Here is a 20,890-nt window from a genome sequence, read left to right on the forward strand (position 1 = left end):
TCCCGAGGACCACCCTCCCAGCGTTTCGGGCGGGGTCAGCCCTGGCGGAGGACCACCGTGCGGGTGCCCAGGGGCTCGGTCAGGGCCAGCGGGACCGTGATCTCCCGGATGTAGTCCGGGCACATCTGCCCCTTCTTCCCCGCGCTGACCGCGATCAGCACCACCACCTGCTGCGGCGTCTGCTCCCCCACCCGCGCCGAGACGCGGCGGCAGCCGCCCTCCTCGGCCTGCAGGATCAGCGTCTTGCCGTCGAGGCTGCGGGTGAGGCTGCGCGGGTAACCCTCGGGCAGGGAACGCGCGTCGACCTGGGATTCGGCGATCACGTCGTCGCCCGGGGCGATGCCCTGCGTGGGGCGGCCGACCGTGTGGGACGGCGGCGGGGCGACCGGCGGCACCGAGGACGACGACGTGGTCGTCGGCGTCTCCGGGCCGGTGCTGCCCGGCGCCGCCCCGGTGTCCGAACGAGCCCCGCACGCCGTCAGCGTGAGCAGCAGCAGGACCGTACCCAGCAGTGTGCGCATACCTCCCGGACGGAACGGCCGCCGAAACGGTTGCACCAACCGGCCCTGGGGTGGAACGCGGCACTCAGTCCGTGCGGCCCAGGCGGGTCGTGAAGCTCAGCCGGTCACCCCGGTACAGCGACCGCACCCGCTCGAACGGGACCCCGTCCGAGCCCCACGAAACGCGGTGCGTCAGCAGCATCGGCAGGGCCGGGTTGGTCCCGATCAGCAGGGCTTCGCGCGGGGTCGCCAGCACCGTCTCGACCCGCTCCTCGGCCCCGTCGAACACCACGCCGAGCCGCTCGCTCAAGCACGCGTACAGCGACTGGGACGGGTCGAACACGTCCAGCAGGTCCGGGAACCGCTCGACGAGGAGATATGTCGACTCCAGGCCGACGCGCTCCTCGTCGGCCAGCAGCACCCGCTCGAGGTGGAAGACCTCGGCGTCCGACGTGACGTGGAGGTCGGCGGCCAGCGCGCTGCCCGCGAGCCGCCGTTCCAGCGTGATCACGGTGCGGCCCGGGCGGATGCCCTGGCGGCGCAGGCCCTCGGTGTAGCTGACCAGGGCCAGCGGCTGGACGAGTTTCGGGCCGGCGACGTACGTGCCGCTCCCCTGGCGGCGGCTGAGCTTGCCCTCCAGCACCAGTTCGCTCACCGCCTGCCGTACGGTCGCCCTCGACACTTCGAACCGTTCGCACAATTCCCGTTCCGTGGGCAGTACCGCGCCTTCGCCGAGTTCCGCGATCACCGCCAGCAGTTCGACCTTGACCGCGTAGTAACGCGGGACGCGGCCGTGTTCGGGAATCCCGTCGAGCACGGGACCGTCGGCGGACAGGCGGTAATGGCGTGAAGGGGCGGGCACGGAATCGACCCTATTCGGTTCGCCCCGCACCGTGGTTCGCTGTGGCGCGCAACACGGCCCGAACCAGGAGGATCACCCGGATGCGTCCGACCCAGCTGGCCCGCCGCCTCGGCCTGGCCGACGCCGTTTTCCTGGGCCTCGGCTCGATGATCGGCGCCGGCGTGTTCGCCGCGTTCGCCCCGGCGGCGCGGGCCGCGGGGAGCGGGCTGCTGCTCGCGCTCGTCGTCGCGGCCGTCGTCGCCTACTGCAATGCGATGTCTTCGGCGCGGCTCGCCGCGATTCACCCCGAATCCGGCGGGACCTACGTTTACGGGCGGGAAAGGCTCGGTGAATTCTGGGGGTACCTCGCCGGCTGGGGATTCATCAGCGGGAAAACGGCCAGTTGCGCCGCGATGACGTTGACCGTCGTCGCGTACGCCGCGCCGGGGCTCGGACAGCCGTGGCGGAGCCTGCTCGCCGTCGCGGTGGTCGCCGCGCTCACCGCCGTCAACTTGTTCGGCGTGCACCGCTCGGCGCTGGCGACCCGGGTGATCGTGTCCGGCACGCTGCTCGTGCTCACCGCCGCGGGCGTGGCGATGGCCGCCGGGCCGTCCGCGGGCGGGCCGCTCTTCGCGTGGCCCGGGGGCGGCGGGGTGCTCGAAGCGGCCGGGCTGCTCTTCTTCGCGTTCGCCGGGTACGCGCGGCTCGCGACGCTCGGCGAGGAAGTCCGCGACCCGGCCCGGACCATCCCCCGCGCCATCCCGCTCGCCCTCGGCATCACCCTCGTCGTCTACGCCGCGCTGGCGGTGCTGCTGCTCGTCCGGCTCGGCCCGGCCGCGCTCGCCGCGAGCCCGGACCCGATCGCCGCGGCCGTTCCCGGGTGGCTCGCCCCGGTCGTGCGGATCGGCGCCGCCGTGGCCGCGCTCGGCTCGCTGCTCGCGCTCATCCTCGGCGTCTCGCGCACGACGCTCGCGATGAGCCGCGACGGGCACCTCCCCCGGTTCCTCGCCGCCGTGCACCCCCGCCACCAGGTGCCGCAGCGGGCCGAACTCGCCGTCGGGCTGGTCGTCGCCGTGCTCGCCGCGTCGATCGACCTGCGGGCCGCGATCGGCTTTTCGTCCTTCGCGGTCTTGCTGTACTACGCGATCGCCAACGCCGCCGCGATCACGCTGGGCGGAGTGGCCCGTGTGGTCGCCGTCGTCGGCCTGGCCGGCTGCGTGGTGCTGGCGTTCAGCCTGCCGCCGGCGTCCGTGCTGGCCGGCTGCGGTGTGCTGGTACTGGGCGCAACGGCCTACGGCGTTCGCCGGATCCGGCGGTGAGAAATCACCCAACCGCCCGAAAGATCCGAAGAAAGTTGGTTGTCCCGGTCTGCGACCACCTGGTGTAGTCATGGAGCCGCTCACGGCAACAGCTTCCACAGTGGACACTGGAAGGACTGATCCCCTTGGCTCGCAAGCGCTGGTTCACCCTGCTCAGAAACGTCACCACCGCGGTGGCCGCCGTGGCCGCGGCCGCGTCGTTCGCGACCCCGGCGATCGCGGCCCAGCCGCCGTCCACCGACGTCGTCGGCGGCACCCGGGCCGCCCAGGGCGAGTTCCCGTTCATGGTCCGGCTTTCCATGGGCTGCGGCGGGGCGCTCTACACCAACCAGATCGTGCTGACCGCCGCCCACTGCGTCAGCCGGACCGGGGCCAACACCTCGATCACGGCGACCGTCGGCGTCGTCGACCTGCAGAGCACCAGCGCCAAGAAGATCAAGTCCACCTACGTCTACCAGTCGCCGACGTACGGCACTTCGACCGGCGGCGACTGGGCGCTGATCAAGCTCGCGAGCCCGGTCACCGGCCTCTCGACGCTGCCGATCGCGACGACGTCGACGTACAACACCGGCACGTTCACCGTGGCCGGCTGGGGCGCGGCGACCGAGGGTGGCGCGCAGCAGCGGTACCTGCTCAAGGCGACCGTCCCGTTCGTCTCCGACAGCACCTGCCAGGCCCAGGGCGGCAGCTACCCCGACCTGATCCCGAGCGCGGAGATCTGCGCGGGCAACCTGAGCGCCGGCGGGGTCGACACCTGCCAGGGCGACTCGGGCGGCCCGATGTTCCGCCGGGACAGCAGCAACGCCTGGATCCAGGTCGGCATCGTCTCCTGGGGTGACGGCTGCGCCCGGCCGCACGCCCCCGGCGTCTACACCGAGGTGAGCACGTTCGCGTCGAAGATCGCCGCGGCCGCCGCTTCGCTCTAGCCCGAAAGCCGTGAAGGCCTCCTTACCGGCCCTAAGAGCCGGCAAGGAGGCCTTCACGGCTTTTCAGCGGGTCTTGTCCAACCGGGACAGTGCTTCTTCGTAGCCCGAAACCAGGTCCGCGACGACGTCGGCGACCGGGCGGACCGCGTTCATCCGGCCGACGATCTGCCCGACCGGCATCGACACCACGCTCGGGTCGCCCGCCGCGTGGATCCGGTTGTGGGCGTGGGAAACCAGCAGGTTCTGCAGCGGCATCGGCAACGGCTCGGGCGCGTCCGCCGCGGCCCACGCCTCGGTCCAGCGGGTCTTGAGCAGCCGCGCGGGTTTGCCGGTGTAGATCCGCGTCCGCACGGTGTCCGCCGAGGACGCCGCGACCAGCGCCTGCTGCATCGCCGCCGACTCGCCCATCGTCTGCAGGTACTCCTGCGTGGCCAGCCACATCGAGCCCATCCAGACACCGGACGCGCCGAGCGCGAGCGCCGCGGCCATCTGGCGGCCGGACCCGATCCCGCCGGCCGCGAGCACCGGCACGTCGACGGCGTCGACGATTTCCGGTACCAGCACCATGGACGCGATTTCCCCGGTGTGCCCGCCGGCTTCGTAGCCCTGGGCCACCACGAAGTCGACGCCGTTCTCGACGTGCCGGACCGCGTGCTCGGCCTTGCCGGCCAGCGCCGCCACCGGCACCCCGCGGTCGTGGCACTGGCCGATCACGTCGGCCGGCGGCGAGCCGAGCGCGTTCGCGATCAGCTTGATCGGGTGGTTGAGCGCGACCTCGACGTGCGAGCGGGCGACCGAGTGCAGCCAGCCGAGCACGCCCGCGCGCTCGTCGGTGTCGTCCGGCAGCGGCGGCACCGAGAGCTCCTTCAGAACGCGGTCGACGAACTGGCGGTGGCCGTCCGGGATCATCTTGGCCAGGTCGACCTGGGTGCCTTCGGCGGGCACCTTCGCCGGCATCACGATGTCGACGCCGTAGGGCTTCCCGCCGGTGTTCTCGTCCATCCAGGTCAGCACCCGGTCGAGCTCGGCGGCGTCGTTGAACCGGACGCAGCCGAGCACGCCGAGCCCGCCGGCGCGGCTGAGCGCCGCGGCGACGTGCTCCGACGGGGTGAACCCGATGATCGGCAGGTCGATGCCGAGCCGGTCGCACAGGGGTGTCCGCACTTCTGGTGTCCTCCTCAGACGGGCTGGGCCGTCGCCGGTTCGTGCTCGGCGGCGTAGCGCTGGGCCCACGGGTAGTCCGGCTTGCCGCTGGGCGAGCGGCCGATCTCGGCGGCCAGCCAGATCGTGCGCGGCACCTTGTACCCGGCGATCTCGCCGCGGACGTGCTCCTCCAGGGAGGTCAGGTCCGGCGCCGCGCCCTCCCGCAGCTGGACGACGGCGGCGACGCGCTGGCCGAGCCGGTCGTCCGGGACGCCGATGACCAGGGCGTCGAAGACGTCGGGGTGCGACTTCAGCGCCCCCTCGACCTCCTCGGGGTAGACCTTCTCGCCGCCGGTGTTGACGCACTGGGAGCCGCGGCCGAGCAGGGTGACCGTGCCGTCCTCTTCGTAGCGGGCGTAGTCGCCCGGGACGACGTACCGGACGCCGCCGACCTCGACGAAGATCTTCTTGCTCTTCTCGGGATCGCCGTAGTAGCCGAGCGGGACGTGCCCGCGGCGGGCGATCAGGCCGACCGCGCCGGGTGCCGGCTCGACGAGCTTGCCGTCGTCGTCGACCAGGATCGCGTCCTTGCCGAAGCTGACGCGCGGGCCGGCGCTGTGGTCGGAGTCCTTGCCGACCATGCCGATCCCGGTGAAGCCGCTTTCCGACGAGCCGATGGCGTCGGTGATCACGGCGTTCGGGACCAGTTCGACGAACTCCTGCTTCACCGACTGCGAGAACAGCGCGGCGTGGCTCGACACGGCGACGAGCGAAGAAGCGTCGTAATCGCCCTCGCGGTAGGCCTCGATCAGCGGCCGGGCCATCGCGTCACCGACGATCGTGAGGACCTGGACCTTGTTGTCCTGCACGGCTTTCCAGATCTCGTGGGCGTCGAAGCGCGGCACGAACACGACCGGGCTGCCGGTGAACAGCGCCCCGAACGCGGCCCATTGCGCGGCGCCGTGGATCAGCGGCGCGGCGGGCAGCCGGGTCAGGCTCCCGGCCTTGCCCTGCTCGGCGAGCGTCCACTCGTCGGGGATGTACTCGCCGGTGACGAAGTTGATGCCGCCGCCGAGCGCGCGCCAGACGTCCTCCTGCCGCCAGAGCACGCCCTTCGGGTAGCCCGTGGTGCCGCCGGTGTAGAGGATGTAGAGGTCGTCGTTGCTCCGCTCCTCGAAGTCGCGCTCCGGGCTTTGTGCCGCGAGCGCGGCCTCGTAATCGACGCCGCCGTAGCTCCCGTAATCGCCGTCCGTGCCGTCGTCGATGACGACAACGTGTTTCAGTTTGGGCGTCTCGGGCAGGACGGCGGCAACTTTGCCGGAGTAGCTTCTCTCGTGCACGAGCGCGACGAGCTCGGCGTCGGTGAAGAGGTAGACGAGCTCGCCGTGCACGTAGCGGTAGTTGACGTTGACGGCGATCGCGCGCAGCTTGTACGCCGCGATCATCGCCTCCAAGGCCTCGATCGAGTTGCGGGAATAGACCCCGATGTGGGACCCGCGTCCCACGCCGTGCGCGGCGAGGTGGTGGGCGAGCCGGTTGGCCCGCGCCTCCAGTTCGGCGAAGGTGACTCGCCGGTCGCCGCACACGACCGCGACGCGCTCCGGCACGGCGTCGACGGCGTGCTCCAGAAGATCCGCGATGTTGAGTGCCACGCCCTCAAAGTAGAACATGTTATCGTTCTGGGCAATGGCACTGCTCCTTCAGGAGGTCTTCCGTGGGTGAACCGCACGCGCTGGTGTCGCAAGAGGGGCAGACCCTCGTCGTCACGATGAACCGGCCCGAGGCGCGCAACGCGATCACCGGCGAGATGATGTCGATCATGGCCGAGGCCTGGGACCGGGTCGATTCGGACGACTCGATCCGCAGCTGCGTCCTGACCGGCGCCGGCGGCGCGTTCTGCGCGGGCGCGGACCTGAAGTCGATGTCCCGGAACTCCCCCTCGGAGTCGTTCGCGTCGGGCAAGTTCGACCCTTCGCGGATCCCCGGCCTCCTGAAGGGCCGCCGCCTGACCAAGCCGCTGATCGCGGCGGTCGAGGGCCCGGCGATCGCGGGCGGCACGGAGATCCTCCAGGGCACGGACATCCGGGTGGCGGGCGAGTCGGCCCGATTCGGGGTGTCGGAGGCCCGCTGGGGCCTGTTCCCGATGGGCGGCTCGGCGGTGCGCCTGCCGCGCCAGATCCCGTACACGATCGCGGCGGACATCCTGCTGACCGGACGTCATCTTTCCGCTTCGGAAGCCCTGGCGATCGGGCTGATCGGCCACGTCGTGCCGGACGGCTCCGCGCTCTCGAAGGCCCTGGAGCTGGCGTCGCTGGTGAACGCGAACGGACCGGTCGCGGTGCGCGCGATCCTGCGGACGATCCGCGACACCGAGGGGCTCCACGAGGAGGAGGCCTTCAAGCTCGACTCGCAGTACGGCATCGAGGTCTTCGCGTCGGAGGACGCCAAGGAGGGGCCGCGGGCGTTCAGCGAGAAGCGCAAGCCCGAGTTCCGCGGCCACTGACCGAGAACGCGTTCCACCCATTTCAGACCACCGCGTGGAGGAACCTTGTCGGTAGAACAAGAACATGTTTCACTCATGGACGTGACCGAGACACCACTGGCGGCACCCCTCAACGTCGGTTTCGACTACACGCGCTCCACCGGGCCCGTCCTCGGCCGGTTCGTCAACGGGCTGCGTGAGCGCCGCATCGAAGGCATCCGGGGCAGCGACGGCCGCGTGCACGTTCCGCCCGTCGAGTACGACCCCGTGACCGCCGAGCAGCTCGGCGAGTTCGTGCCGGTCGGCGAGGAAGGCACCGTCGTCTCCTGGTCGTGGTGCCCCGAGCCGCTCGACGGGCAGCCGCTGAGCCGGCCGTTCGCCTGGGCGCTGGTCAAGTTGGACGGGGCCGACACCGCCCTGCTGCACGCCGTGGACGCCGGGTCGCCGGAGAACATCCACAGTGGACAGCGGGTGCGGGTGCGCTGGGCCGAAGACACCGTCGGGCACATCCGGGACATCGCCTACTTCCTGCCGGTGGACGCCGCGGACACCGCGCCGACCGAGGCCGCTCCCCCGGTCGCCGAGCGCGAGGAGGGCGCGCCGGTCAGCGTCGTCATCACGCCGGTGCACCTGAAGTACATGCACTCCGCGTCGCCCGAGGAAAGCCGGTACCTGCGCGGGCTCGCCGAGGGCAAGCTGATCGGCCAGCGCTGCCCCGCCTGCGAAAAGGTCTACATCCCGCCGCGCGGCGCCTGCCCGACCGACGGCGTGCCGACCACCGAAGAGGTCGAGCTCCCCGACACCGGCATCGTGACGACGTTCTGCATCGTCAACGTCCCGTTCCTCGGCCAGCGGCTCAAGCCGCCCTACGTCGCCGCGTACATCCTGCTCGACGGCGCGGACATCGCGTTCCTGCACCTCGTGCTGGGCTGCGACGCGCAGGACGTCAAGATGGGGATGCGCGTGCGGGCGTCCTGGAAGCCCCGCGACGAGTGGTGGACGTCGCTGGAGAACATCAGCCACTTCGAGCCGACCGGCGAGCCGGACGCGGCCTACGAATCCTTCGCCCACCACCTGTGAGGTCCTGATGCCAGACGTCGCCATCGCGGGCTTCGCCAAGGCCCCCAACGTCCGGGAGACGCCAGGGACCACCAACGGCGTCGAAATGCTCGTCCCCATCTTCGCCGAGGTCTTCGAGAAGACCGGGTTGTCCAAACAGGACATCGGGTTCTGGTGCTCCGGTTCGTCGGACTACCTGGCCGGGCGCGCGTTCTCGTTCATCGCCGCGGTCGACGCGATCGGCGCGTTCCCGCCGATCCACGAGTCCCACGTCGAAATGGACGCCGCCTGGGCGCTCTACGAAGCCTGGCTGAAGATCAGGATGGGCGAGGTCGAGACCGCGCTCGTCTACGGCTTCGGCAAGTCCAGCGCCGGCCAGTTGCGCCGGGTGCTCGCCCTGCAGCTCGACCCCTACGTCGTCACGCCGCTGTGGCCGGACTCGGTCTCGATCGCCGGGATCCAGGCGCGGCTGGGTCTGGAGGCCGGACTGTGGTCCGAAAAGGACCTCGCCGAGGTGGCTGCCCGCGGTACCGGCAAGGACGTGGGCGAACTCCTGGACGCGCCCTACCTCGCGGATCCGTTGCGCCGGCACGACATCGCGCCGGTCACCGACGGCGCGGCCGTGGTCATCCTGTCCACTGTGGAACGGGCGCGGGACATCGTCGACCACCCCGCCGTGATCAGCGGCATCGAGCACCGGGTGGACTCCCCCGTGCTCGGCGCCCGCGACCTGACGCGCTCGCCGTCCACCGAAGCGGCGGCGAAGGCCCTCGACCTCGACGGCGCCGACCTCGCCGAGCTGCACGCGCCGTTCACGCACCAGGAGCTGATCCTGCGGGCCGCGCTCGGGCTCGGCGACGGCGTCGAGGTCAACCCGTCCGGGGGCGCGCTGGCCGCGAACCCGATGTTCTCCGCCGGGCTCGCCCGCATCGGCGAGGCCGCCGCCCGGATCCACCGCGGCGAATCCCGCAAGGCCGTGGCCCACGCGACGAGCGGACCAGCCCTGCAACAGAACCTGGTGACCGTGCTGGAGGCCCGATGACCAAGCAGCTCACCGCCGTGCTCGGCACCGGCCAGACGCACCACCGCGCCAAGCGGCAGGACGTCTCGATGCCGGGCCTGCTGCGCGAGGCGATCGACCGCGCGATGACCGACGCCCAGGTGGAGTGGGCCGACATCGACGCCGTCGTGCTCGGCAAGGCCCCGGACCTGTTCGAGGGCGTGATGATGCCCGAGCTGTTCCTGGCGGATTCGCTGGGGGCGACCGGGAAACCGCTGCTGCGCGTGCACACCGCCGGGTCGGTGGGCGGATCGACGGCGCTGGTCGCGGCCTCGCTGATCCAGGCCGGCGTGCACCGCCGGGTGCTGACCGTGGCGTACGAGAAGCAGTCCGAGTCGAACGCGATGTGGGGCCTGTCGATCCTGCCGCCGTTCCAGATGCCGGTCGGCGCGGGCGCGGGCGGCTACTTCGCGCCGCACGTGCGCTCCTACATCCGGCGCTCGGGCGCGCCCGAGCACGTCGGCGCGATCGTCGCGGCGAAGGACCGGCGCAACGGGGCGTTGAACCCGTTCGCGCACCTGCGGCAGCCGGACATCACCGTCGAATCGGTGCGGGCGTCGCAGATGCTGTGGGACCCGATCCGCTACGACGAGACGTGCCCGTCGTCCGACGGCGCCTGCGCGATGGTGCTCGGCGACGAGGCCGCCGGGGACGCGGTCGAAGGCGGGGCCGCGTGGCTGCACGCGACGGCGATGCGCACCGAGCCGACCACGTTCGCCGGCCGCGACCAGGTGAACCCCCAGGCCGGGCGGGACGCGGCGGCCGCGCTGTGGGCCGAGGCCGGCATCACCGACCCGATGTCCGAAGTGGACGTCGCCGAGATCTACGTGCCGTTCTCCTGGTTCGAGCCGATGTGGCTGGAGAACCTGGGGTTCGCGCCCGAAGGCGAAGGCTGGAAGGTGACGGAGAAGGGCGAGACGGCGATCGGCGGCCGGCTGCCGGTCAACCCGTCCGGCGGGGTGCTGTCGTCCAACCCGATCGGCGCGTCCGGCATGCTCCGGTTCTCCGAAGCGGCGAAGCAGGTCATGGGCCGCGCCGGCGACTACCAGGTGGACGGCGCCCGCCGCGCCCTCGGCCACGCCTACGGCGGCGGCTCCCAGTACTTCTCGATGTGGCTGGTCGGCTCCGAAAAGCCCACGGCGTAGCTTTCATAGGGAAAGTTCCGCTTTGCCGCGCAAAGTGGAACTTTCCCTATGAAAGTGGCGGGGTCAGCGGCGGGAGCGGCGCCAGCGGAGTGCGAGCAGGGTGCCGGCGACGCCGGTGAGCACGCCGACCGTGGCCGGCACCGCGATCGGCGGGTCCACCACGACCACCGGGTTCAGTACCACCGGCGCGGGCGGCTGGACCGGCTTCGGCGGCGCGTCGGAGCCGGTCGCCGTCCACGCCGTCACGTACACCAGCAGCCTCGCCACCAGCGAGATGAAGAAGATGAGGCCGATCACCGAGCCGAACGCGATGCCGGTCGGCGAGTCGCCGATCAGCCGGAGGTAGAAGCCGCCGGCCAGCTTGAGCGCCTCGAACCCGACGGCCAGCGCGATCGCGCCGCGCACCGCGCTGCGCACGCCCACCTTCTGCCGCGGCAGCCGCGTGAGCACCCACAGGAACACCAGCCAGTCGGCGGCCAGCGACAGCGGCACCGAGGACGCGGACACGAGCTGGTGCCCCCAGCTCGTGTCGTCCAGGCCCGCCAGCCGCAGCAGGTAGCTGCCGAGCGCGGTGCCGGAGAGGGTGAGCGTGAAGGACACCAGCAGCGCCGCGCTCAGGCCGGCCAGCGCGAGCAGGTCGACGACGATGAGCCGCAGCAACGGCTGGTCGGAGCGGTTCTGCCCCCACAGCGCGGTCAGCGAGTCCCGCAGCGCGTTCATCCAGTTCCAGCCCGAGTAGAGGCCGATCACCAGGCCGAAGGCGCCGACGCTCGTCCGCTGCTCGACGAACCCGGTGAGCAGGTCGGTGGCCTTGTCGCCGAGCCCGCCGGGCAGCGTCGAGACGATCGCGTGGACCATCGTGTCGAGCAGGTGCGGCTGGCTGGCCAGCACGAACCCGGCGACCGACGAGGCGACCATCAGCAGCGGCACGAGCGACAGCAGGCTGAAGTAGGTGATCGAGGCGACGTAGTGGTAGCCGCCGCACTCGATGTAGCGGTTGGTCGCGCGGGCGATGTGGTCCAGCCACCGGTACCGGGCGCGCGCCCGGGCCCAGGGACTCGGGGTCTTGGGCGAACTGTTCACTGACACTGTCTACCCAGCCGGGGGCCTCCTCGCGCGGGCAACACGCGGATTCGCCACCCGAGTGGCTCAGCCGAGGGCGACCAGGTCGGTCCACCGGTCCTCGGGCAGCGCCGCGTCCGTCGTCGCGAACACCGTGCTGCCCAGGAAGTCCAGTTCGCAGCCGAGGGTGGCGAGGAAGGACGTGTCCGCGGCGTCGCGGCCGGTGGAGATGCGGAGCATGGTCTGGCGCGGCGCGAGGTGGGTGGCGTCGAAGACGTACCAGCGCCCGGCGATGCCCGCCTCGAAGACGGCGTGGAAGTCCATCGGCGAAAGTCCGGGCGCGTAGACGCCGACGTAGCGCGCGGGGATGTCGAGGACCCGGCACAGCGAGATGCAGACGTGCGCGAAGTCGCGGCAGACGCCGGCGCCGGCCAGCAGGGTGTCGATCGCGTCGTCGGTCGGCCGGCCCGAGCCGACCACATAGGACAGTCGCTCGTGGACGAACCGGACGATCGCGTCGACCTGCTTCTTGGTGCTCTTCAAGGCGAACAGCTCCGGCGGCACCAGCCCGGCGATCCGGTCGGACGGGCAGTACCGGCTCGGCCGGGTGAACACGGCGGCGTCGGCGAGCGTGACGCGCTCGGGTTCGGACTCCCCCAGCACGCGCTCGGCGTGGTAGGCGACCCGGTGCTCCCCGACGGGCAGCTCGAACACCTCGGCCCGGGTCCCGTGCTCGAACTCGACGGGCTCACCATCCCCGTGCCAGGACACGGTCAGCTCATCGGTGTCGGCCCGCGCCGCGGCGACCGAGATCGCCGCGGGCCCGGGTTCGGTGACGCGGAAGGAGAATTCGACGTCGACGGTCGCTCGCGGGGCCATCGGGTCATGATGCCACCGTTTGGCACGATGGCCGGGTGAGCGACGTCGTGGTGTTCCACTCCGTACTGGGGCTGCGGCCCGTCGAACTCGGCTTCGCCGCGCGGCTGCGGGCGGCCGGGCACCACGTCACCACCCCGGACCTCTACGCCGGCCGCACCGCCTCGACGCTGGACGCCGGCTTCGCGCTGATGGCCGCCATCGGCTGGGAGACGATCACCCGCCGGGCCCGCGACGCGGTGCGCGACCTCCCCGGGGAGACCGTGCTGGCGGGCGTGTCGATGGGGGCCGGCGTGGTCCAGAGCGTGCTGCCGCACCGGCCGGGCACCGCCGGGGTCCTGCTGCTGCACGCGGTGGGCGCGCTGCCCGCCGGAACCCGCGCCGGCCTGCCCGCCGAAGTGCACGTCGCCGACCCGGACCCGATCGCGCCGCCGGCGCAGGTGGCGGCGTGGCTCGCGGCCGCGACGCGGCTCGGCGCCGAGGCCCGGGTGTTCACCTACCCGGGCGTCAGCCACTTCTACACCGACGCGGACGGCCCCGGCTTCGACCCGGCCGCGGCCGCGCTCACCTGGGAGCGCGGCCTCGACTTCGTCAGGCGTAGCGCACCGGGTAGTGCTTGATCCCGTTGAGCCAGCTCGACCGCAACCGCACCGGGGGCGCCGCCTCCGTGATGCCCGGCAGCACGTCGGCGATCGCGTTGAAGATCAGGTCGATCTCCAGGCGGGCCAGGTTCGCGCCGATGCAGTAGTGCGAACCCGTGCCGCCGAAGCCGACGTGCGGGTTGTCTTCGCGGAGGATGTCGAACTTCTCCGGGTCGTCGAAGACCTCGTGGTCGAAGTTGGCCGAGCTGTAGAACATGCCGACGCGGTCGCCCTGGCGGATCTGCGCGCCGCCGAGCTCGGTGTCGCGCGTGGCGGTGCGCTGGAAGGCGACCACCGGGGTGGCCCAGCGGACGATCTCGTCCGGCGCCGTCTTCGGCCGCTGCTCCTTGAACAGCTCCCACTGGTCCGGGTGGTCCAGGAGCGCCTTCATGCCGTGGGTGATGGCGTTGCGCGTCGTCTCGTTGCCGGCCACGGCGAGCAGGATGACGAAGAAGCCGAACTCGTCCGAGCCGAGCGCTTCGCCGTCGACGTCGGCCTGGATCAGCTTCGTGACGATGTCGTCCATCGGGCACTTGCGGCGGTCCTCGGCCATGTTCCACGCGTAGCCGATGAGCTGCGTGGACGCCTCCAGCGGCGCGACCTCGTACTCCGGGTCGTCGTAGGCGACCATCTGGTTGGACCAGTCGAAGATCTTGAGCCGGTCCTCCTGCGGGATGCCGATCAGCTCGGCGATGGCCTGCAGGGGCAGCTCGCACGCGACGTCGGTGACGAAGTCGCCGGTCCCCTTCTTGCGGGCCTCGTGGGCGATCCGTTCCGCGCGGTCGCGCAGGGTGTCCTCGAGCTTCGAGATCGAGCGCGGGGTGAAGCCCTTCGACACGATCCGCCGCAGCTTGGTGTGCTGCGGCGCGTCCATGTTGAGCAGCACCAGGCGGTTGGCGTCGAGGTTGTCCTCGGTCATGTTCTCGTCGAAGCGGATGATGGCGGTCTTTTCCCGCGACGAGTACAGCGTGCTGTCTCGGGAGACCTCCTTGACGTCCGCGTGGCGCGAGACGACCCAGTAGCCGTCGTCGCGGAAGCCCGCGGTGTTGTGCTTCTGGGGGTTCCACCACACCGGTGCCGTCCGCCGCAGCTCGGCGAACTCGTCCACCGGTAGTCGTTGCGCCAGGAGATCGGGATCGGTGAAGTCGAACCCTGCCGGGATGAGCGGAGCGGCCACGTTGCCTCCCACGGTTCGGCTTGGAACACGTTCTAGGTTGGATTGAAGCATACGGTGTTAACCAACGGAAGAGCGTTCAGTGAAACCTGTTAACTTGACCGATGACGGCAGGTGAGCGCACGCTCACCTCGCGAAGATCAAGATGACGCCACGCCTGGGGTGACTTGCAGAAAACAATAACTTGTTCTACTTTTTGGATCAGTGGACAGTGTTTCCCGACGAAAGGGACGACATGGGCGTGCCGGTCATCGCCGAAGCCGTGCGGACCCCCATCGGCAAGCGCGGCGGGCTGCTGGCCGGCCTGCACGCGGCCGAACTGCTCGGTGCCGCGCAGCTCGCACTGATCGACCGGGCCGGGATCGACCCGGCACTGGTCGAGCAGCTGATCGGCGGCTGCGTCACGCAGGCGGGCGAGCAGTCGAACAACGTCACGCGCACGGCGTGGCTGCACGCGGGCCTGCCCGAGACGACGGGCGCGACGACGATCGACGCCCAGTGCGGCTCCGCGCAGCAGGCCACCCACCTGGTCGCCGGCCTGATCGCGGCGGGCGCCATCGAGCTCGGCGTCGCCTGCGGGGTCGAGGCGATGAGCCGCGTCCCGCTGGGCGCCAACCGTGCCGGCGCGTCCCCGCGGCCGTCGTCGTGGACGATCGACCTGCCCGACCAGTACGGCGCGGCCGAGCGCATCGCGGTCCGGCGCGGGCTCACGCGCGAAGACGTCGACGCGTTCGGCGCGGCTTCTCAGCAGAAGGCGGCGGCCGCGTGGGCGGCCGGGCACTTCGACCGCGAGGTCGTGCCGGTGAAGGCGCCGGTCCTGTCCCCCGAAGGGTCTCCCACCGGCGAAACCCGCCTGGTCGCACGTGACCAGGGTCTGCGCGAAACGACCGTCGAGGGCCTGGCGCGCCTGAAGCCGGTGGTCGAGGACGGCATCCACACGGCGGGTACGTCCTCCCAGATCTCCGACGGCGCGGCGGCCCTCCTCCTGGTCGACGCGGACCGGGCGGCGGAGCTGGGCCTGCGCCCGCGGGCCCGCATCCTCGCGCAGGCCCTGGTCGGCGCCGAGCCGTACTACCACCTGGACGGCCCCATCCGCGCGACCGAACGGGTGCTGTCGCGGACCGGCATGACGGTGGGTGACGTCGACCTGTTCGAGGTGAACGAGGCGTTCGCATCGGTGGCGTTGTCGTGGCAGCAGGTCGCCGGACCGGACCCCGAGCGGGTCAACGTGAACGGCGGCGCGATCGCGCTCGGCCACCCGGTGGGCAGCACGGGCGCGCGCCTGCTGACGACGGCGTTGCACGAGCTGGAGCGCCGCGACGCGTCGACCGCGCTGGTGACGATGTGCGCGGGCGGCGCCCTCGCGACGGCGACGATCATCGAGCGGATCTAGCCCCCGGCGTTCCGTCATACCGCGCACAATGGCTTGCGCCGCTTGTGCTTCACTTCGATGCATGATCTCGGAGAGCCGCTGCCCGGTTCAGGACGGGGAGCTCCTCGTCCGCCGCGGCGGCGAGGGCCCGGCGCTGCTGCTGATCCCCGGCGGTACCGGGGCGGGTGACTCCTACCGGGCGCTGGCGAAGCAGCTCTACGCGGATTACACGGTGATCACCTACGACCGGCGCGGGCACTTCGGCAGCACGGACACCACCACCGGCCCGGTCCCGGTGTCGCTGCAGGCCGACGACGCGCTCGCGGTGCTCGGCCACGCGACCGACGGCCCGGCGCTGGTGTTCGGCACGAGCGCGGGCGCGCTGATCGGCCTCGACCTGGTCGCCCGCCACCCGGAGCGGGTGAGCGCCCTCGTCGCGCACGAACCCCCGGCGGTGCACCTGATGCCGGACGCGGGCGGCTGGCTCGAAGCGGCCGCGGAACAGGTCCGCCTGGCCCGCTCCGGCGAGCTGATGACCGCCGTGACGCGCTTCGCCGACGCGATCGCCGGCGCGGCGCTGCCCGACCTGCCGAACATCCGGCTGCCGCACGAGGCCGACTGGATCCGCCTGTTCGACCGCGAGCTGACGGAGTTCTTCGACTACCTGCCGGACCTGCGCGCCCTGCGCCGCGCGAGCACGGAGATCTTCCCGGTGGCGGGCGAAGGCAGCCGGGGCCGCTACCACTACCAGCCGGCGAAGATCCTGGCGCTGGAACTGGGTTTGCCGTTCACGGAGGTCCCCGGCGCGCACCTGGCGCCGCAGCGGAACCCGGCGAAGTTCGCGGCCGCGTTGCGGGACCTGCTCAGCCCGGAGCTCTGACGGCGCGGTGTGGGCACTGGACGAGCTGGCCCTCCTGGACGACGCCCGGGAGCTGGAGATCGCCGTCGGCTCGCGGCGGTGGACGCCGATCTGGGTCGTGTGCGCCGAGGGCAACGTCTACGTGCGGAGCTGGTACCGGCGGGACACCGGCTGGTTCGGCGACGCGCTGCGCTCGCGCCGGGCCCGGATCCGCGTGCCCGGCCTGGCCGCCGAGGTGACCGTCGAAGACCTCGGTGCCGCGCCGGAGATCACCGCGGCGGTCGACGCGGCCTACCGCGCCAAGTACCCCGGCGGCGGCACCGATGCCATGGTGACCCCCGAAGCCGCCGCGACCACCCTCCGGCTCGACCCGCGTTGACGGCGTCAGACCACCCGCACGCCGTCCTTCCAGACCTCGCGGATGTTCGACGCCAGCGCCGGGAAGTCGTACGGGTCGCCCGACACCACCACCACGTCCGCGCGCAACCCCGGCTCGAGGCGGCCCAGTTCGCCGTCCAGGCCCATCAGGCGGGCCGCTGACGACGTCGTCGCCTCCAGGACGTCCGGTGGGGTCATGCCGCACGCTGCCATCAGGGCCAGTTCCTCGAGGTTCGTGCCGTGCGGGCCCACGCCGCTGTCGGTGCCCATCGCGATGCGTACGCCCGCCGCGTACGCGCGGCGGACCGAGTCGCGGTGCACCTCCACCACTTCGCGGGCCTTGGCGACCACCGCCGACGGGAGGTCGACGCCGGCGTCGGCCGCGCGGACCACGTTGACCGGGGCGATCAGGGTCGGGACCAGCCAGGTGCCGTGGCCGAGCATCAGCTCGATCGCCTCGTCGTCGAGGTAGATGCCGTGCTCGATGGAGCGGACGCCGGCGCGGACCGCGTTCTTGATGCCCGCCGCGCCCTGGGCGTGGGCCATCACCGGGCGGCCCTGCATCGACGCCTCGGCGACCAGGACGTCCAGCTCCTCCGGGGTGAACTGCGAGTGCCGCGGGTCGTCGCGCGGCGACAGCACGCCGCCGGTCGTGCACACCTTGAGGACGTCGGCGCCCGCACGCAGGAGCGTCCGGGCCACCCGGCGCATCTCGTCGGGGCCGTCGACCGTGGCGTCCGGGCGGCCCGGGTGCGGCACCAGCAGCGGCACGCACAGCCCGGACGGGTTCCAGCTGTCGCCGTGGCCGCCGGTCTGGCTGATCAGCCCGATCGAGATCTGCAGCCGCGGCCCGGGGATCAGCCCGTCGTCGACCGCCTGCTTGATGCCGAGGTCCGCGCCCGAGGCGTCCCGGACCGTCGTGATGCCCAGCCCGAGCGTCGCCCACAGGTTCCGCGCGGCTTCGTAGAACTGATACGAGAACGGCTTCTGCACGCGGGCCAGCAGCCCGAGGTCCGACACGGTCACGTGCACGTGGCAGTCGAACAGCCCGGGCAGCAGCACCGCGCCCGTGCAGTCGACGCCTTCGTCGCCGTCCAGATCCGTGCCGACGTCGACGATCCGGCCGTGTTCGACCACGACGTCCGCCGCCGCGGGCTCGGCGCCCGTGCCGTCGAAGACCGAACCACCGGTGAACACCGTGCGCGTCACGCCGCCTCCACGAGAGATGTCTGCCGCCGCGCCACGAGCGCGGCCACTGCGAGGACGACGACGTTGACGCCGAGCCCGACCAGGCCCACGTTGACGGTGCCGACCAAATGAGTGTCCACAAAGGTCAGCCAGATCACCACGAGCTCGCCGGCGATCAGCCCGGCGAACACCGGGCCCTTGCCGACCGGTACGCGCCGCAGGAACCCGAGCAGGTTGGCCGGGGCCAGCTGGACCGAGCCCGAATAGGTGAGCAGCAGCAGGTTGGCCAGCAGATCCGGCCGGAAGATGCCGAGCACGAGGGCAAGGGTACTCGCGAGCACAACCGTGCCGTGGTTGATCCAGAACTGCTTGCGGCCGCTCGAGACACGGACTATGTTGCGCGCCACCAGCGACGAGATGCCGATCAGGATCCCGGCGGCCGGGACCATCGCGGTGGCCGTCGCGGCGACCACGATGACGCCGGTGACCCAAGGCGGCAGCGCGTCCTTCGAGAGCGTCAGCAATACGCCGTTCGGATCACTGCCCTTGGGCACCACGATGATCGCGGCGAACCCCACGATCATCGGCAGCAGCAGGCACAGCTCGTACACCGGCATCCAGGTGTAGTTGCGCCGCAGCACCTTCGGGTCGCGCGCGGACATCAGCGCCGGCCACGAGTGCGGCAGCGTCATCAGCCCGACGCCGATCGCGCTGACCAGCATGCTCGTCACGAACCAGACGTGGTCGTTCGCTCCACTGTGGACGATCAGCTTCTCCGGGTGCAGCTGCTCGATCTTGTGGAACACGCCGCTGATCCCGCCGGCGAAGTGCGTCGGCACGGCGATGATCAGCACCACCAGCGCGACCAGCATGATCCCGTCCTTGAAGTAGGACGTCGCCGCGACGCCGCGCAGCCCGGCCCACAGCACGAACGCGACCACCAGCACGCTGCCCGCGACCATGCTCAGCGTCCCGGACGCGGTGTCGCCGGTCACCAGCCGGACGATCAGGCCGAGCCCGGTGATCTGCAGCTGCAGGTACGGCAGCACGAACACGACGCCCAGCACCGCCGACAGCGTCCCCAGCGCCCGGCTGGAGTAGCGGTCCTCCAGGAAGTCGCCCTGGGTGAGGTAACCGCGCTCTTTGCCCAGCGTCCACAGGCGTTTCGCGAGGAAGAACAGCACGACGTAGGCGATCGGCACGTACGGCAGCGCGTACATCGCCGCGACGCCGCCGGAGAACGCCAGGCCCGCCATGCCGAGGAAGGTGAAGGTGGTGAAAACCTCGCCCGCCTGCAGGAACCACATGGTGAGCGCGCCGAAGCGGCGCCCGCCGACGGTCCATTCGGCGAGGTCGGCGACCGGCTTGCGGCGGCCGACGAAGCCGAGGACGCCGATCAGCACGATGCCCACCAGCGTGAAGGTGAGGATCACGAGTCTTCCTCCCGGTCGCGCAGCAGGCGTTCGGACAGCAGCAAGGCCGGGGTGAACATGAGGCACCAGAACGCGCCCCACACGACCATCCGCGGCAGCCCGAGCCACAGCCCGGTGGTGTTGACGAACGGCAGGAACGGCATCAGGACCAGCGCGACGACCGGGAGCAGCGGGGGCCAGTGGTAGCTGCGCACGAACGTCACCCGGCCAGGAGCCCGAGGCGGCGGACGGCGAGTTCGGCCAGCAGCGCGGCGCCGTCGCCGAGCACGCCGTCGTCGAAGCGGGCGCGCGGCGAATGGTTGTCCGGCGCGGATTCCGGGTCGCCCGGGCAGGCGCCGAGGAAGAGGTACGCGCCCGGAACGCGTTCGAGCACCCGGGAGAAGTCCTCCGAACCGGTGATCGGATCGGCCATCTCGGTGAACCGCTCTTCGCCGAAGACGTCACGGATGGTGTCGGCGACGAAGTCGTACGCGGCGGCGTCGTTGACCGTCGCGGGGTACTCCGGTTCGTAGGTGACTTCGATGTCGAGGCCGTGCGCCTGGGCGATGCCGCGGCAGACCTGGACCGCGCGCTCCCCCACCCGCGCCGCGACCTCCGGCGAGAACGACCGCAGCGTGGCTTCGAACGCCGCGTCGTCCGGGATGATGTTGCGCCGGGTGCCGGCGTGGAACGTCCCGACCGTGACGACGACCGGGTCGAAGACGTCGAAGGAGCGCGTGACCATCGTCTGCAGCGCGGTCACCATCTCGCAGGCGGCCGGGATCGGGTCGCGGGCGTCGTGCGGGGACGAGCCGTGGCCGCCGTCGCCGAGCACGCGCACCGCGAGGGCGCCCGACGCCGCCATCAGCGTGCCCGGGCGGGCGACGAAGTGGCCCTTCGCGTAGCTCGCGGCCGAGACGTGCAGGCCGTACGCGGCGTCGGCGTGCTTGCCGGACGCGGTCAGCACGCCCTCCTCGATCATGTGGCCGGCGCCGTCCCAGCCTTCTTCGCCGGGCTGGAACATGAAGACGACGTCGCCGGGCAGGTCGTCCTTGCGGGCGGCGAGCAGCCGGGCCGCGCCGACCAGACCCGCGGTGTGCAGGTCGTGGCCGCAGGCGTGCATGGCGCCGTCGAGGGTCGAGCTGAACTCCTCGCCGCTGGCCTCGGTGACCGGGAGCGCGTCCATGTCGCCGCGCAGAAGCACCGTTCCGCCGGGCTTGCCGCCGCGGAGGACGGCGGTGATCGACGACAGGTTCTTGCCGAGGCTGACTTCGAGGGGCAGGCCGTCCAGCGCCGCGAGCACCCGTTCCTGGGTGCGGGGCAGGTGGAGGCCGATCTCGGGGATGCGGTGCAGGTCGCGGCGGAGGGCGACCAGATCGTCGAGCAGGGCGGCGGCGTCCGAGCGCAGGGTCATCCGCAGATCATGCAAGTGTCGAGCACAATGGCCGGGGAA

General features: G+C 71.5%; 21 protein-coding genes. 10 read left to right on the top strand and 11 right to left on the bottom strand.

Annotated elements, in window-relative coordinates; all coding sequences use genetic code 11:
• Positions 1 to 35: 35 nt before the first annotated feature.
• Together SD460_RS37160 and SD460_RS37165 are read right to left on the bottom strand one after the other, a co-directional pair.
• Positions 36 to 521, bottom strand: coding sequence for a hypothetical protein (locus tag SD460_RS37160; RefSeq protein ID WP_318307406.1), 486 nt, complete (start codon positions 519 to 521; stop codon positions 36 to 38).
• 64 nt (positions 522 to 585) lie between these two features.
• Positions 586 to 1,362, bottom strand: a complete 777-nt coding sequence (locus SD460_RS37165) for a GntR family transcriptional regulator (protein ID WP_290058346.1) — start codon at positions 1,360 to 1,362, stop codon at positions 586 to 588.
• An 80-nt stretch (positions 1,363 to 1,442) separates the two neighbouring features.
• On the opposite strand from SD460_RS37165, the gene SD460_RS37170 reads away from it, so the two are divergent.
• Together SD460_RS37170 and SD460_RS37175 are read left to right on the top strand one after the other, a co-directional pair.
• Positions 1,443 to 2,660, top strand: coding sequence for an APC family permease (locus SD460_RS37170; RefSeq protein ID WP_290058347.1), 1,218 nt, complete (start codon positions 1,443 to 1,445; stop codon positions 2,658 to 2,660).
• 125 nt (positions 2,661 to 2,785) lie between these two features.
• Positions 2,786 to 3,586, top strand: coding sequence for a S1 family peptidase (locus tag SD460_RS37175; protein WP_290058348.1), 801 nt, complete (start codon positions 2,786 to 2,788; stop codon positions 3,584 to 3,586).
• 63 nt (positions 3,587 to 3,649) lie between these two features.
• Here the strand turns inward: SD460_RS37175 and SD460_RS37180 are convergent, their stop codons facing one another.
• Both SD460_RS37180 and SD460_RS37185 read right to left on the bottom strand, forming a co-directional pair.
• Entirely contained in the window at positions 3,650 to 4,750 is a 1,101-nt protein-coding gene (locus tag SD460_RS37180; protein WP_318307407.1) for an NAD(P)H-dependent flavin oxidoreductase, read from the bottom strand.
• A 14-nt stretch (positions 4,751 to 4,764) separates the two neighbouring features.
• Positions 4,765 to 6,381: an acyl-CoA synthetase gene (locus SD460_RS37185; RefSeq protein WP_290058350.1), complete on the bottom strand. Its 1,617-nt coding sequence runs from the start codon at positions 6,379 to 6,381 to the stop codon at positions 4,765 to 4,767.
• Between the two features lie 62 nt (positions 6,382 to 6,443).
• On the opposite strand from SD460_RS37185, the gene SD460_RS37190 reads away from it, so the two are divergent.
• From SD460_RS37190 to SD460_RS37205, 4 genes are all read left to right on the top strand, one after another.
• The gene (locus tag SD460_RS37190) at positions 6,444 to 7,232 is read left to right on the top strand and encodes a crotonase/enoyl-CoA hydratase family protein (protein WP_290058351.1); all 789 of its coding nucleotides are present in this window, start codon (positions 6,444 to 6,446) and stop codon (positions 7,230 to 7,232) included.
• Positions 7,233 to 7,307: 75 nt separating this feature from the next.
• Entirely contained in the window at positions 7,308 to 8,291 is a 984-nt protein-coding gene (locus SD460_RS37195) for a Zn-ribbon domain-containing OB-fold protein (RefSeq protein WP_290058352.1), read from the top strand.
• Positions 8,292 to 8,298: 7 nt separating this feature from the next.
• Complete coding sequence (locus SD460_RS37200; RefSeq protein WP_318307408.1) at positions 8,299 to 9,312, top strand: thiolase family protein; 1,014 nt, start codon at positions 8,299 to 8,301, stop codon at positions 9,310 to 9,312.
• Positions 9,309 to 10,475: a thiolase family protein gene (locus SD460_RS37205; protein WP_290058354.1), complete on the top strand. Its 1,167-nt coding sequence runs from the start codon at positions 9,309 to 9,311 to the stop codon at positions 10,473 to 10,475. Before SD460_RS37200 ends, SD460_RS37205 begins: the two co-directional genes overlap by 4 nt.
• Positions 10,476 to 10,538: 63 nt before the next feature.
• On the opposite strand, the gene SD460_RS37210 is transcribed toward SD460_RS37205, so the two are convergent.
• Together SD460_RS37210 and SD460_RS37215 are read right to left on the bottom strand one after the other, a co-directional pair.
• Complete coding sequence (locus SD460_RS37210) at positions 10,539 to 11,558, bottom strand: YhjD/YihY/BrkB family envelope integrity protein (RefSeq protein WP_290058355.1); 1,020 nt, start codon at positions 11,556 to 11,558, stop codon at positions 10,539 to 10,541.
• A 66-nt stretch (positions 11,559 to 11,624) separates the two neighbouring features.
• Positions 11,625 to 12,416 (bottom strand): transglutaminase-like domain-containing protein, encoded by a 792-nt coding sequence (locus SD460_RS37215; RefSeq protein ID WP_290058356.1) that lies wholly within the window; start codon positions 12,414 to 12,416, stop codon positions 11,625 to 11,627.
• Between the two features lie 35 nt (positions 12,417 to 12,451).
• On the opposite strand from SD460_RS37215, the gene SD460_RS37220 reads away from it, so the two are divergent.
• A complete protein-coding gene (locus SD460_RS37220; RefSeq protein ID WP_290058357.1) occupies positions 12,452 to 13,033 on the top strand; it encodes a dienelactone hydrolase family protein in 582 nt (193 codons plus the stop codon).
• On the opposite strand, the gene SD460_RS37225 is transcribed toward SD460_RS37220, so the two are convergent.
• Complete coding sequence (locus SD460_RS37225) at positions 13,005 to 14,231, bottom strand: cytochrome P450 (protein ID WP_290058358.1); 1,227 nt, start codon at positions 14,229 to 14,231, stop codon at positions 13,005 to 13,007. The genes SD460_RS37220 and SD460_RS37225 overlap by 29 nt on opposite strands.
• Positions 14,232 to 14,463: 232 nt before the next feature.
• Between SD460_RS37225 and SD460_RS37230 the strand changes: the two genes are divergently transcribed.
• The 3 genes from SD460_RS37230 (at position 14,464) to SD460_RS37240 (ending at position 16,838) form a co-directional block, all read left to right on the top strand.
• A complete protein-coding gene (locus tag SD460_RS37230) occupies positions 14,464 to 15,621 on the top strand; it encodes a steroid 3-ketoacyl-CoA thiolase (RefSeq protein ID WP_318307409.1) in 1,158 nt (385 codons plus the stop codon).
• A 61-nt stretch (positions 15,622 to 15,682) separates the two neighbouring features.
• Complete coding sequence (locus SD460_RS37235) at positions 15,683 to 16,480, top strand: alpha/beta hydrolase (RefSeq protein ID WP_290058360.1); 798 nt, start codon at positions 15,683 to 15,685, stop codon at positions 16,478 to 16,480.
• A 7-nt stretch (positions 16,481 to 16,487) separates the two neighbouring features.
• Positions 16,488 to 16,838, top strand: coding sequence for a DUF2255 family protein (locus tag SD460_RS37240; RefSeq protein WP_290058361.1), 351 nt, complete (start codon positions 16,488 to 16,490; stop codon positions 16,836 to 16,838).
• Between the two features lie 5 nt (positions 16,839 to 16,843).
• Here SD460_RS37240 and SD460_RS37245 read toward each other — a convergent pair whose 3' ends face one another.
• From SD460_RS37245 to SD460_RS37260, 4 genes are read right to left on the bottom strand one after another with little or no spacing between them, the layout of a single operon-like run.
• Entirely contained in the window at positions 16,844 to 18,046 is a 1,203-nt protein-coding gene (locus tag SD460_RS37245; protein WP_290058362.1) for a metal-dependent hydrolase family protein, read from the bottom strand.
• Positions 18,043 to 19,458 carry a sodium:solute symporter family protein gene (locus SD460_RS37250; protein WP_290058363.1) on the bottom strand — a complete coding sequence of 472 codons (1,416 nt, stop codon included), beginning with the start codon at positions 19,456 to 19,458 and terminating at the stop codon, positions 18,043 to 18,045. The genes SD460_RS37245 and SD460_RS37250 overlap by 4 nt, the downstream gene beginning before the upstream one ends.
• On the bottom strand, positions 19,455 to 19,661 hold the full coding sequence (locus tag SD460_RS37255; RefSeq protein WP_290058364.1) for a hypothetical protein: 207 nt from the start codon (positions 19,659 to 19,661) through the stop codon (positions 19,455 to 19,457). Before SD460_RS37255 ends, SD460_RS37250 begins: the two co-directional genes overlap by 4 nt.
• Complete coding sequence (locus tag SD460_RS37260; protein ID WP_290058365.1) at positions 19,658 to 20,851, bottom strand: M20 metallopeptidase family protein; 1,194 nt, start codon at positions 20,849 to 20,851, stop codon at positions 19,658 to 19,660. Before SD460_RS37260 ends, SD460_RS37255 begins: the two co-directional genes overlap by 4 nt.
• Positions 20,852 to 20,890 lie beyond the last annotated feature (39 nt).

This window comes from Amycolatopsis solani (assembly GCF_033441515.1).
GTDB classification, from domain to species: Bacteria; Actinomycetota; Actinomycetes; order Mycobacteriales; family Pseudonocardiaceae; genus Amycolatopsis; species Amycolatopsis solani.